At 56.1% G+C, this 14,210-nt stretch carries 5 protein-coding genes; all 5 read left to right on the top strand.

Annotation, left to right across the window (positions count from 1 at the left end; genetic code table 11):
- Positions 1–321: 321 nt before the first annotated feature.
- The 5 genes from P9H32_RS08830 (at position 322) to P9H32_RS08850 (ending at position 14,075) form a co-directional block, all read left to right on the top strand.
- On the top strand, positions 322–6,771 hold the full coding sequence (locus P9H32_RS08830; RefSeq protein WP_322608534.1) for a PKD domain-containing protein: 6,450 nt from the start codon (positions 322–324) through the stop codon (positions 6,769–6,771).
- A 181-nt stretch (positions 6,772–6,952) separates the two neighbouring features.
- Entirely contained in the window at positions 6,953–8,197 is a 1,245-nt protein-coding gene (gene trpB / locus P9H32_RS08835) for a tryptophan synthase subunit beta (RefSeq protein WP_322608535.1), read from the top strand.
- 138 nt (positions 8,198–8,335) lie between these two features.
- The gene (locus P9H32_RS08840; protein WP_322608536.1) at positions 8,336–9,514 is read left to right on the top strand and encodes an efflux RND transporter periplasmic adaptor subunit; all 1,179 of its coding nucleotides are present in this window, start codon (positions 8,336–8,338) and stop codon (positions 9,512–9,514) included.
- Complete coding sequence (locus P9H32_RS08845; RefSeq protein WP_322608537.1) at positions 9,511–12,576, top strand: efflux RND transporter permease subunit; 3,066 nt, start codon at positions 9,511–9,513, stop codon at positions 12,574–12,576. The genes P9H32_RS08840 and P9H32_RS08845 overlap by 4 nt, the downstream gene beginning before the upstream one ends.
- Before the next feature lie 110 nt (positions 12,577–12,686).
- Complete coding sequence (locus P9H32_RS08850) at positions 12,687–14,075, top strand: TolC family protein (RefSeq protein ID WP_328517253.1); 1,389 nt, start codon at positions 12,687–12,689, stop codon at positions 14,073–14,075.
- The last annotated feature ends 135 nt before the right edge of the window (positions 14,076–14,210 follow it).

Genomic DNA, 14,210 nt, shown 5'->3' on the forward strand with positions numbered 1-14,210 from the left:
ATTTTTATTCCGGTCATTGGAAAGCTGGTGGGTGGCAGTTTCCGGAATGACTAACATTTTACGGGGGAGCGGGTTTTGTGAATTAAAGTGATTAAAGGACGATGAAAAAGTTCCGACTAAAATTGTGCGGAGCCGGCAATACTGAATAGATCGTTCTCATGATGTTGACTTTAATTTGCAGGATGAATCGGATTTAGCGCTGAAAATAGAATTAAAAGCGTTGAAAATCGGATGAATTGCGAATCAGGACAGATTGTTTTCGATCTCATTGAAGAGGGGTCCGGCCGTCGGCCGGGTCGATAAAAAATTCAGAGGAGAGAGATGATGAAGCAATACCTTGTTGTATCCGCCTGCGCGCTTGCGGCGGCATTCAGTGCGGGATCGGTTCGGGCGGCGTCGTACAGTTATGACGCAACGACCGATTTCACCAACCTCAGTTCCGGTGAGGTCCCCTATTATGTGCACGGGGCGGAAAACGCGCTGGCGATTAATGCGGCGAATGAAGCGTATCGGGATAAGTTTGCCAAGGCACAGCTGACGTTTAACGGTACGGCAGGAACGTATGATATTGCGATTACGGCGTTGCGTGAGCTGGATGGGGAGTGTTCGTATCGGCTGTCGGTGAACGGTGTGCTGATCGGTGAACGTCAGAACGGAACGACGGCCACGGATTATAATCCGCAGGATCATGTCTTTAAAAACGTAGTGGTTCCGGCGGGGGCGCTGATTGAGGTTGAATCGAACACGCACTCCAACGGACAGATTCCGGAAAACGACGGATTTGCCTGGGCGAGGGGACGCTGGACGACGTTGAAACTGGAAACGCCGCCGGCGGTCTCGGTGAGCGGGGAACTGAAACGCTGGCATAAGGTGACGCTTACGCTGGATGGACCGACGGCGTCCGAAGTGGCGTCGACGTTTACTGATTACCGGATGAATGTTGAGTTTACGCATCGCGATTCCGGTAAAAGCTATCTGGTTCCGGGCTATTTCGCGGCCGACGGAAATGCGGCCGACACCAGTGCGACATCAGGCAGTAAATGGCGTGCGCATCTGGCACCGGACCTGACCGGGGAATGGGATTATGAAATCAAGTTTCGTACCGGATCGAACGTTGCGGTGGATCTGGGCGAATGGGCCGGATCGGCATTGTTCCCGTATAATGCAACCACCGGCAGTTTTACGGTGGCTGAAACCGACAAGTCCGCCGATGACTTCCGTTTTAAAGGCCGGCTGGTTTATGACGGTTCCCGTTATCTGAAACATGCGGCTACAGGGGGCGCATTCATTAAAACCGGTGCGGACGCTCCTGAGAATTTTCTGAACTACAAAGATTTTGATAACACATATACGCATGCCGGAACAGACTATCGCCGGGACTGGGCGGATCATGTGGCCGACTGGCAGAGCGGTGATCCGACCTGGGGCGCGGATAAAGGCAAAGGCATGATCGGTGCGATCAACTATCTGGCTTCTGAAGGGCAGAATGTTTTTTCGTTTCTAACCTATAATGCCGGTGGCGACTCGAAAGATGTCTGGCCGTTTGTCAGCCACAACAACCCGCTGGTTTACGACTGCTCTAAACTCGATCAATGGGAAATGGTATTCAGTCATGGTCAGAACAAGGGCATGTATCTGCACTTTAAACTGCAGGAACGGGAGAATGATGATCTTGATGGACCCGGATCCGCCTATGCGCTGGATGACGGTAACACGGGGCCTGAACGTAAACTGTATCTCCGCGAATTGGTTGCCCGCTTCGGGCACCATCTGGCACTGAACTGGAATCTGGGCGAGGAAAACTCGCAGTCGACTTCGCAGCAGATGGATATGTTTCAGTATATTGCCGACATTGATCCCTATGAGAATCATCGTGTGCTGCATACGTATCCGAACGAATGGGAGGATGTCTATCGCCCGCTACTCGGAGAAAACTCTGAAATGCTCGGAGTTTCGCTGCAGTGCCGCTACGACCAGGTTCATTCCAGAACGATTCAGTGGATCAATGAATCGAATGCCGCCGGTAAACCGTGGGTGGTCGCCAACGATGAGCAGGGGCCGTCCGACAAAGCCAATCCGCCGGACTCCGTTTCCCAGACCAATCCCTCGCAGGAGCAGATGCGTGAAAATACAGTGTGGGGCAATCTGATGGCCGGCGGCGCCGGCGTTGAGCTTTATGCCGGATACCAGAATCCGCACAGCGACCTGACGCTGACCGACTTCCGTTCCCGTGACCGGATGTGGGATTACTGCCGCTTTGCGAAACAGTTTTTCTATGACCATCTTATGTTTTCTGAAATGTGGAGTATGAATGGAAAGATCGGTAACAGTGGAAACAACAACAGCAAATATGCCTTCGGTAAAACGAACAGTAAGTATGCAATCTATCTGCCGAGCGGCGGCTCCACCACCATTGATCTGACCGATGCAACGGGTACATTTGAAGTCTGGTGGTTCGATCCGCGCAACGGCGGAGATCTGCAGCGCGGTACCGTCACACAGGTCAACGGCGGCGGTTCGCCTTCTGTCGGCAATGCACCGAATAATACCGGCCAGGACTGGGCGGTACTGCTCTGCAGGGCCGGTGAAGAGAACATCGGCGAAGGCAGTGTGAGCATTGTCCCTTCTGTAAATGCCGGTCAGGACACGTTCATTCATCTGCCGAATGATTCGATTACGCTGAACGGTATTGCAACCGATCAGGACGGCACCATTGTTTCCTATCTCTGGACGCAGGAGTCCGGCCCGAATACGGCCGATCTGTACGGTGCGACAACAGCCGACCTTACGGCATCGAATCTGGTTGAAGGCATCTATGAATTCAGCCTGACGGCAACCGACAATGATGGCGGTGAAAGCAGCGATTCAATACAGGTTGTTGTGCTCGACCCGAACAACACGGTTGATCCGACGGCGAATGCCGGTAGCGATAAAACCATCCAGCTGCCGGTGAATTCTGTTGTGATTAATGGGCTGGCCGACGATGACAGTTTGTTCACGGTGGAATGGACCCAGACCTCCGGCCCGTCATCCGCCGTTCTGAGCGGCGCGACGACCGCGACACTGACGGCGTCCGGATTACTTGAAGGTATCTATACGTTCCAGATGACCGTGACCGATATTGAGGGGAACGCAGCGTCTGATTCCGTACAGGTGACCGTATTCCCGCTGGGGGAAGAAGGGGCCTGGATTGAGCAGGGCGGTGTTGTGGTGGTTGAAGCCGAGCATGGCGACCTGGTTTCCGACTGGGTGGCGCGTCCGACCACATATACCTCCGATCCGACCATGGCGGGCAGTCTCGGCAGCGGCTGGCTGGAGTGGACCGGGGCCCAGTATTCGGGGAACACCAAAACGGAAGCACAGGTCAACGCCGTCATTACCTATAAGATTAAAATCAATACGGCGGGGGACTACATTTTCCGCTGCCGTCAGAAGCAGTATAACGATGTGGCTTCGTTTGATGCCGGGAATGATTCCTTTATCGCGCTGGCCGGCGGAACCACGCCGGCCGGAAAGACGGACTTCACGAACTTCACCAAGTCATGGGTGCAGAGCAAACCTTCGTGGTCGTGGATTACCTCGTTTGAGCCGGTGCATGGCACACACGTTAAAAACGACAATGTGCAGCGGCACTATGAACCCGGTATTCACACCGTCAAGATTGCGGCCCGTTCTCCGGGGCACGCGATCGACCGGTTTGTTCTGGTAAAAACCACGGTCGGATTCAATGAATCGGCCATGAATGCGGCGACGGAATCACCGCGCGAAGGCGGAGGTCCGCTGGTGAAAGCCGGGCCGGATCAGACCATCTATGTTCCGGAAAGTACCGCAACGCTGGAAGGCTCTGCTACGCCGATGGAGGAAACCACGCTGACCGGTTTTGAATGGAATCAGATCTCCGGTCCGAACACGGCGGTGATGTCGAGCTACACCTCTGTGACGCAGGACCTGAGCGGACTGATTGAAGGCACCTATATCTTTGAACTGACGGCGTTCGACAGCGAAACCAATAGCGGAACGGACCGCGTGACCATTGATGTGGTCGATGCGCGTTTCCCGAATATCATCACCGCTTCGCTGCCGAACGGTGAAGTGAACAGTGCCTATGACCAGACGATTCAGACCCAGTATGGACAGGAGCCGTTTACCTGGGAAATCATCAGCGGAACCCTGCCGCCGGGGCTGACCTTCAGTAATGGACGGATTTTCGGTACGCCGCTGCTGGACGCCGCCTATAACTTTACGGTGCAGGTGACGGATACAGACGGTGACAGCCGTTCGCAGGCCTATACCCTGGTGATCGATGAGGAGTCGTTCGAGGAAACCAAGGAGTTCACGGTGCTGCACGATGCCTACATTCAGGGCACCACACCGTTCAATACCTCGGAACTGAAAATCGAAGCGGGTAACCGGGTGGCGTATTTCATGTTTGATGTCTCCGGCATTACGGATGATGTACTCAGTGCGAAGCTGGCTCTGCGCTGCGCCGGTGATGCCGGCAGCGGAACGATCCGGCTGTATTCAGGGTCCCACAATAACTGGACGGAGACGACGCTTACCGATGCCAACAAACCGGGAACGGGGGCAGAGGTTGGAAATCAGAACGGCAGTTATGCCACCGGAACCACCTATGAGTTTGAGGTTAAAGATCTGCTCGACGGCGTTGGTGACGGAACATATACGCTGATTGCCCAGATGGACAGCGGCGGTAACGATGCCTGGTTCAGTTCCAAGGAAGGGGCCGTGGCGCCGAAGCTGATCGTGACCTACAATCTGGCCGGCGGGGGCTCCGGCCCGCGTCCGGCGGACATCATCTTTGAAGATGATTTCAGCAATGCGGCCTACAGCAACACGCTGACCGGTGCGGATTGGCACCCGAAATGGGAGGAACTGACCGATCAGCAGGATCTGCTGACCGGAAACGGGCAGTATGCGGTGCTTGATACCTCCGTGGCCACCCGCAATTACCACGTCCCGATATCGCACGGTTTTGCGCTGACCGAAGACGGGGATAAAGCAATGGTCCGTTCCGACTTCCGTTACTACCACAATGCGGGCGGTGATATTACGAACGTCTTCAATAAAGCGGCGTTCGGCCTGTTGCTCGGTGTGTCTTCCAACTGGTGGGAAAACGGCGGCGATGCCTTCACCATGTGCAACCGCGGTTCGGCCATGGGCAATAACGGCAATGGAGAAAACAATGTCTGGGTCGAAGGCTGGGTGCCGCATTCCGAATTCGGGGTGGATACCTCCGTCGGCGGTTTCAGCGACTGGTTCACCATTGAGCTGACGGTTGAGCGCGGGGTGTCCAATTATGTGCGTTATGCGGATATCCTGATCGGCGGTGCCGTGAAGTACAGCACGGTAACGCAGGAGCTGAGCCATATCCCGAACGGGGAAACCATCTATGCCGGCTATACCACCGGTTGGCAGGGTTCCACGAACAGCGTGGCGTCGTTCAGTAAAATTGCTGAAGTGAACATGGATAATTTCCGCGTGGAATTTATTCCGGCCAATGCCGCGCCGTGGTTTATTTCGGATCCGGTTGACGGCGGTACGGTGGCGGCGGAATCGGCGTATGCCGCATCGCTGACCAACTACACGTTTGAGTCGGAAGGCGAAATGATGACCTTTGATCTGACCGGCCCGGCCTGGCTGAGCTGGACGACCAACGGAACACTGAGCGGAGTTCCGGACATTGGAGACAGGGGGACCAATGCATTCGACGTTACGGTTTGGGATGAATCGGGCAATACCAACAGCGCGATACTTCAAATCGTGGTAACGGATCCGAATCCGCCGCTGCCGTTAACCACGCTGTGGGAAGAGGATTTCGACAGTGCGTTCATCGGTGCGGCCTCGGGCGTGAATGAAGTCTTGCCGGGGGCGGAATTCTACACGGCAAACGGCATCACGGCTGAAGTGGTAGCGGCACCGGCGGAATTCACATCGGCTTCCGGGAATGCGGCACTGCTGAGCACGCAGGCCAATCTGTGGGGCGGCGTGGAGCAGTCCGCCAGTGCGATCAGTCTGGGTGGATATAATATTCAGCCCGGCGATACATACAGCCTGTCCTTCGATGTTTATATTCCGTCAAACCTGACGGCAGGGGTCGGCGGAGTCTTCCTGCGCTGGAGGGACGATACGTCCGGTAACGGATCATTCGACTGGTCGCAGGAAGTGACTGCGGCCGGTGTGCATCATTTCGAGTACACCGGGACCTTCCCGTTGAATTATGGCGCGGGCGACTTTATTCCGACCGAAGTCTGGCCGATCATCTACTTCAATCAGGATGGCGCGGTGGCCGACGGCCATGCCTTCATGGATAATATCCTGCTGACGATCGGGCCCGGAGAGGTTCCGGATTCCGGTTTCGGGGAATATGAAAACGAGGTCGGTCTGGTTGGCGGACGTGAAGGTGACGATGATGACGACGGCGAAAGCAACTTCTATGAGTTTGTTTTCGGCGGTGATGCCACCAATGCGGCCGTGACCACCGTGCCGCCGTATCTGCAGCTCGATGGCGACGGAACTGCGCGTTACATTGCGCAGGAGCGGATTGACCGTGATGCTGCGGGCCTGGTCTATACGGTCGAATGGTGCGACAACCTCGTTTCCAATGATTGGAACGCAATGACCGTCGATGGGGTGGTTACCAACGACCTTCCGGAATCCGCCGTTATGGAAGAGCTGGAACATCACTTCCAGATGGACGAAGGAGCCGTGGACGGCCGGTACATCCGGCTGCGTGCGGAAGAGTCCGTCGAATAAACTGCACCCTGTTCGATGAGCAGTGCATGGAAGGGAGAGTCGTTTATGCTCTCCCTTCCTCAGGTTTAAAAGCGGCAGTCCTTGACCTTCTTTTGTGGAATCATCTACCTTGAGTACGTTTTTTCCGGATCGGCACACGGGGTGCCGCCGGATGGGCAAGGATTGGATACCGGAGGATGAGATGGGCAATTACGCAACGTATATGAAACAGTTTCCGAACGATGAGGGTTTTTTCGGGGCGTATGGCGGCTCCTTTATTCCTCCGCAGCTCGAAGAGCCGTTTAAGGAAATTACGGAAGCCTATCTGCGGATCAGCCGCTCACACGATTTTATTTCCGAATTGCGCCGCATTCGTAAGCACTATCAGGGCCGTCCGACTCCGACGTATCACGCCAAGCGGATTTCCGACCTCGTAGGCACCGGGTGCCAGATTTATCTGAAGCGTGAAGACCTTAACCATACCGGGGCGCACAAGCTGAATCACTGCATGGGCGAGGCGCTGCTGGCCAAGTTTATGGGGAAGAAAAAGCTGATTGCCGAAACCGGCGCAGGCCAGCACGGCGTGGCGCTGGCAACGGCGGCGGCCTATTTCGGGCTGGAATGTGAAATCCATATGGGCGAGGTCGATATTGCCAAAGAGGCGCCGAACGTGACGCGCATGAAACTGCTGGGCTGCAAGGTGGTGCCGGTGACGCACGGCCTGAAAACCCTGAAAGAGGCGGTTGATTCTGCGTTCGAGGCCTATCTCGAAGATCCGGTCAATTCCATTTACTGCATCGGCTCGGTGGTCGGTCCTCATCCGTTCCCGGTGATGGTCCGCGATTTCCAGTTTGCGGTCGGTGCCGAGGCGCGCGACCAGATTGTTGAAATGACCGGTGATCTGCCGGATACCGTAATGGCGTGTGTCGGCGGCGGCTCCAATGCGATGGGTATGTTTGCACCGTTCATCGATGATCCGGTGGAGTTGATCGGGGTGGAACCCGGCGGCCGCAGTGGTGAGATCGGGGATCATGCCGCGACCATGAGCTATGGTTCCGAGGGCATTATCCACGGGTTCAAATGCTACCTGTTGCAGAATCAGGCCGGCGAACCGGCCCCGGTATATTCCATTGCCAGCGGCCTGGACTATCCGGGCGTAGGCCCGGAACACAGTTATCTGCACGATATTGAGCGCGTAAAATATACCACGGCCGATGATGCGGCATGTCTCGAATCATTCTACCTGCTCTGCCGCGCCGAAGGCATTATTCCGGCGCTGGAAAGTGCGCATGCCGTAGCCGGCGCTATCCGCGAAGCGAAGGAGCGTGATCGCGGTACGATTCTGGTGAACCTCAGCGGCCGCGGCGATAAAGACCTCGACTTTGTGACCGAAAACTACGGTTTCGGCGATGAATACCTCCAGGACTGGCCGTCGCTGCTCGGCTGAGCGATATAGATAATCATTATACTCATCTTGTGTGGGTAGTGCGGTGTGCTAAACTCCCGCGATTAAGCGGATGGATACGGTTCGGTTTGAACCATTCGTCCGCTTTGTTGTCGAACAGATTTCAATCTGGGGAGTTCTATGCGTACACATCTATCACCTGCAGCATTCATTCTGATTACCGGCATATGTGCGGGCCTGTTCGGTTGTTCGAACGAGTCCGGAACGGAAGGCGGAATCCGTCCGCCGGCTCCGGTTGAAACCGCACCGGTTGAAACCGGAAGCATTCGCGCCGTGCGTACCTTCGGCGGTGCGCTGGAACCGCGTGCCGCATTTATGGTTTCCCCGAAGATCGGCGGCCGGCTGGAAGAGGTGCTGGTGGATATCGGTGATTCGGTGGATCGGGGTGCGGTGGCGGCCCGGCTGGATGACGATGAATACCGACAGGATCTGGTGCAGGCGGAAGCCGAGCTTCTGGTGGCCCGGGCGAATCTGGCGGAGGCCGAGAGTGCGCTCGAAATTGCGCAGCGTGCCATGGAGCGTACCAGAACCCTGAGTACACGCGGTGTGGCTTCGGATGCGGAGCTGGACGCTGCGCGAAGTGAGTTGCTTGCCCGGGAGGCCGGTGTCGAGGTGCAGAAGGCTCAGATCACCCGGGCTGAAGCTGCCGTTGAGGCGGCGCGGATTCGTCTGGGTTATACTGAAGTGGTTGCACAATGGGCGGATGACGATCCGAGCCGGGTGGTGGCTGAACGGTTTATCGATGAAGGTCAGACCGTGGGGGCCAATACGCCGTTGCTGGAAATTGTGGATCTTGATCCGCTGCTCGGCGTTTTTTATGTGACGGAAAAGGATTATGCCAACCTGCAGGCCGGACAGCAGGTGCAGGTGTTTACAGATGCCTATCCCGATGAAACCTTTTCCGGCCGCATTGAACGTATTGCGCCGGTTTTTCATCAGAATTCGCGTCAGGCGCGTGTGGAAATCATTGTGCCGAACAGCGATCTTCGGCTCAAACCGGGCATGTTTATCCGCGCAGACGTTGAGGTGCGGCGGGTGGATAATGCCGTGATTGTTCCGGCGGAATCGATTGTTACACGTTCCGATTCACAGGGGGTTTTCATGGTTGCGCCCGATGGCACCCATGCCATGTGGAGAACCATTGAAACGGGCATACGGGAAGGCGAGCGGGTGCAGGTGATCGGCGGCACCGACCTGGACGGACGCGTTATTACGCTCGGGCAGCAGCTGATTGAAGATGGATCCGCCATCAACGTTGTTGATAATGAATGGGCTGAATCCGCCGGAGAAACACCATGAATCTGCCGCAATTCAGTGTGCGCCGTCCCGTCTTTACGACGATGGTTGCTCTGATCCTGATCGTGCTCGGCGCGGTTTCGCTAAGCCGCCTGCAGATCGACCTGCTGCCGAGCATTGAGCTGCCGACGGCTTCGGTGCGCACGGAATATGAAGGGGCCAGTCCGGAGGTGATGGAGCGGCTCATCACTCAGATTATGGAAGAGATCGTTGCCACCGTTCCCGGGGTGGAGGAAATCCGTTCAACCTCAGAAGAAGGGCGCAGTTCGGTGAATGTCACCTTTGTCTGGGGCACCGATCTGGATGCCGCCGCCATCGATTTACGTGCAACGATTGAGGATGAAATCAGTGAACTGCCCGATGACATAACCCGGCCGCGCATCAACAAATTCAGCGTTGATACTTTTCCGGTGGTGCTCATCGGGATCTCCAGTCCGCTGGATCCGGTGGAGTTGACACAGCTGATTGAAGACCGTATCCGGCACCGGTTTACTCAGATTTCGGGCGTGGCACAGGTGGATTTCTGGGGAGGCTTCCCGCGCGAAATCCGCGTGGAGATTGATCCGGATAAAATCAATGCGCTGGGCCTTTCGCTGAACCATGTGCTCGATACACTGCGCGATGCCAACCTTGATCTGCCCGCGGGACAGATTGAAGAGGGGCGTTATGAGGTGACGCTGCGCGCACCGGCGCAGTTCAGCAGTGTGCAGGAGATTCGCGATACTGTGTTGGAAATGCGCGGCGGCGCGGCGGTGACCATCGGCGATGTAGCGGAAGTGGTCGACACCTATGAAAAGCTGACACGCATTATCCGGGTGAATAACGAGCGCGGCGTTCGTATTGCCATTCGTAAACAGTCGGGGGCGAATACGGTAGAGGTTTCGCGGCAGATTCTGGAGGAGATCGATGCGCTGAATGACGAGTTCCCGCAGATCAGCATTGTGCCGGTAATCAATCAGGGGAATTTCATTGAGCGTTCCATTCAGAATGTGGCGCGGTCGGTCCTCTACGGCGGCGGGCTGGCGATTTTGATTCTGCTGTTTTTCCTGCGTAACATCCGCAGTACGCTGGTGATTTCGCTGTCGATTCCGATTTCAATCATTGCCACGTTTTCACTGATCTATTTCGCCGGTTTCACCATCAATCTCATGACGCTCGGCGGTTTGGCGCTGGGTGTCGGCATGATGGTGGACAGTTCGATTGTGGTGCTCGAAAACATTTTCCGCATTCGCGATGAAGACGGAGAGCCGCCGGCCGAAGCGTCATCGGTCGGTGCCTGGGAAGTGGCCCCGGCCATTACCGCCAGTACGATTACCACGTTGGTGATCTTTCTTCCGGTTATTTTTGTAAAAGGGGTTTCGGGCCTGCTGTTCCGCGAGCTGGCCTATGTGATTGCATTCTCCCTGGTCTGCTCGCTGCTGCTTTCGCTGAGTCTGGTGCCGATGCTCTCTTCGCGGCTGTTAAAAGCAAAAGGCCGCGATCGCGCCGGGCCTCGCTGGGTGGAACGGCTGAAGCGGGATTCCGAAAAACGATTCGATCAACTGAATTCGGGATATCTTGGAATTCTGGATGCGGCCTTGCGGCATAAGGCTTTAGTCGTGATCGGAGCGGTGGTGCTGCTCGGTCTCAGCCTGTTCACGGTTCCAATGATCGGAACTGAATTTCTGCCGCCGAGCGACGAGGGCGAGGTGCGCGTGACCGGCGAAATGGAAGTCGGAACGCGGCTGGACCTGCTGGATCGGCAGACACGGCTGATGGAATCGATTGTTTATGCCGCCGTACCGGAAGCGGTCTCCACGGTGGCCTCTGTCCGCGATAATGAAGGGGAGATTCGGATGTCGCTGGTGAAGGCGTCGGAGCGATCCCGCTCGAATGTGGAAATTGCAGCCGATTTGCGTGAACGGCTGGAGGGCCGGATTCCCGGGATGAAAATCCGGACCCGTGCCCCGCAGGGGCAGTTTCTGCTGGAGCGCATCATCGGCGGTGATGAGGGCGTGACGGTTGAGATACGCGGCTTTGAGCTGGATGTGCTCAAAGCGCTGTCCGATAAGGTTACGGCGGCTATTGAGGATATTGAGGGTATAACCGATGTGGATCAGAGTTTTGATGACGGTACGCCGCAGGAAGAGTTTGTTTTGGACCGGCGTAAGATTGCTGATCTCGGCTTCACGCCGCGCGATGTGACCGAGGTGATTGAAACGGCGATTGCGGGGTCGCGGGCGGGGAATTATCACAGTAAGGGCAATTCCTATCGTATTCTGGTGCAGTTGAAGGATGCGGAAAAACGATCGCTTGATGAAGTGCTGAATCTCACGCTGCGTACCGCCGACGGTGAGACGGTGGCGCTGCGTAATCTGGTCACCACGGTCAGCAGCCGGGCGCCGCTGGAGATTACCCGTAAGGATCAGCAGCGGCAGGTGACGGTCAGCGCAAATGTGACTGACCGGGATCTGGGCTCGGTTGCGACTGAAATAAAAGAAAAGCTGAATCAGATTCCCCGGCCTGACAGCTATGAGCTGCTGGTCGCCGGAAATTTTGAAGAGCAGCAGAAGGCCATGCGTGAACTGACGGTGGCGTTGCTGCTGTCGCTGCTGCTGGTGTACATGGTACTGGCGTGTCAGTATGAAAGTCTGCTCGATCCGCTGGTGGTGATGCTGTCGACCCCGATGGCGGCGATCGGCGTGCTGTTAGTTTTATGGCTTACCGATACCACGCTGAATCTGCAGTCGGCCATCGGCTGCATTATGCTCGGCGGCATTGTGGTGAATAATGCGATTCTGCTGGTGGATCAGGCCGGGCGGCTGCATGAAGAAGGCCGTTCGCTCAACGAAGCGGTGGCCGAAGCCGGGCGGCGGCGTTTCAGGCCGATTCTGATGACGACGCTGACGACCATTCTCGGCCTTTTGCCGTTGGCTCTGGGTATCGGCGAGGGCTCCGATGCCCAGGCCCCGCTGGCCCGGGCGGTGGTTGGCGGGCTTGCAGGATCGACGCTGATTACGCTGGTGCTGATTCCGGTGGTCTACACTCTGGTTCACGGATTTATGAAGAAGAAGGTAAAGGCATGATAAAAACCGCGTTTGGAACCCTCGGTGGGGTGTTCGTTTTTTCTTTAAACCTTTACGCAGATACAAACCGTCCGGCGCCTCCGTCACTTTCTCTGGAGCAGGCTGTATTGATGGGATTGCAGCATAACCGCGGTCTGCAGGTACAACAATTTAACCCGGTCATTGCCGGGGCGTTTGAACAGCTGGAGCGCGGCGTCTACGATCCTGAATTTTTTGCATCTTTTTCGGATACAGAAGAAAATGTGGTGGAAACGTCTACGGCAACGGTTTCGCAGTTTCAGAATGAAGGCTCGGATACGGAAGGGGCTGTCGGTATCCGCCAGCAGCTTCCGACGGGGACCGAAGTGGAAGCGTCGGTCAGCTCGGAGCGGTCCATTTCAACCCGTTCGCCGGAACAGCAGACGGCGCGTCTGGGCTTAACGGTAACGCAGCAGCTTTTGCGTGGCTTCGGGCCGTCCGTGAATCTGGCCTCTATTCGGCAGGCGGAGCTGGAGACCGAGGCCAGCCGGTATGAATTGCGGGGATACACGGAAGCGGTAATCGCTGATATTGAAATGGCCTATTGGCGCTATGTGGCGGCCCGGGAGGCGATTCGGGTGGTGAAGTCGTCACTGGAAATTGCGCAGAGCCAGCTGGAGGAGGTTGAGTCTCGTATCGAAGTCGGGGACCTTCCGGAAAATGAAGCGGCTGCGGCACGCGCTGAAGTGGCGCTGAGCAAGCAGAATCTTATTGATGCGCAAAGTGCCATGGAAAAACAGCGCTATACCCTGCTGCGTTTGGTGCAGCCGAACCTGTCGGTGACCGAAATGCAGGCGCTGGAGGCCGTCAGCTCGCCGGATGTTGATGTATCCAGGGAGCCCGATGCAGAAGAGTCAATTCTGTTGGCCCTGCAGTCCCGGTCGGAAATCAAGGAGGCCGAACTGCAGCTGCAGCGCGGCGAACTGGAAACGGTGGTTACGCGCAACGGCCGGCTTCCGAAGCTGGAACTGTTTATTAATCTGGGAAAAACCGGTTATGCGGATACGTTCGACGACAGTTTTAAAAACCTCGATGGACCGGGCTATGACGTAACCGTCGGGCTGGAGTTCAGTCAGGCTCTCGGAAATCGCCAGGCGCGGGCGCGGGATATTATTGCACGTACAGAGTTGGAGCAGGGGAAAGAGGCGCTGGCCAATCTGCGCGATCTGGTGCGGTTCGATGTACTGCTGGCCCTGAACGAGCTGAAGCGGGCCCGCCTCCAGGTCTCCGCGTCGACAGAAACCCGCGGCTATCGGGAGCAGACGCTGCAGGCGGAACGCGACCGCTTTGAAGTAGGCACTGCCACGGCGCTGGATGTGGCTTTAACGCAGCGCGATCTGTTGCAAAGCCGTCTTGCTGAAATTGAGGCGCGGGTGGCGTTTATGATTGCGCGAATCCGCCTTTTTCAGGCTGAAGGAACCCTGATTGAACGGCGGGGTCTTTCCATTGATTCTGTCGATAGGGAAATTATCGATTGGTAATAATTTTATCGGGGATGGAGACCGCTCTTTCATTGAAAAAGGTCAAAATCGCAAAATCCGGCTTTGAGAAGAAATTGCTGTATCTTTCTGTATTCATGCCGGATACGAATGGCTGGATGATATTTTTAAGGAAAT

The sequence above is a fragment of the Pontiella agarivorans genome (genome assembly GCF_034531395.1).
Classification (GTDB): domain Bacteria; phylum Verrucomicrobiota; class Kiritimatiellia; order Kiritimatiellales; family Pontiellaceae; genus Pontiella; species Pontiella agarivorans.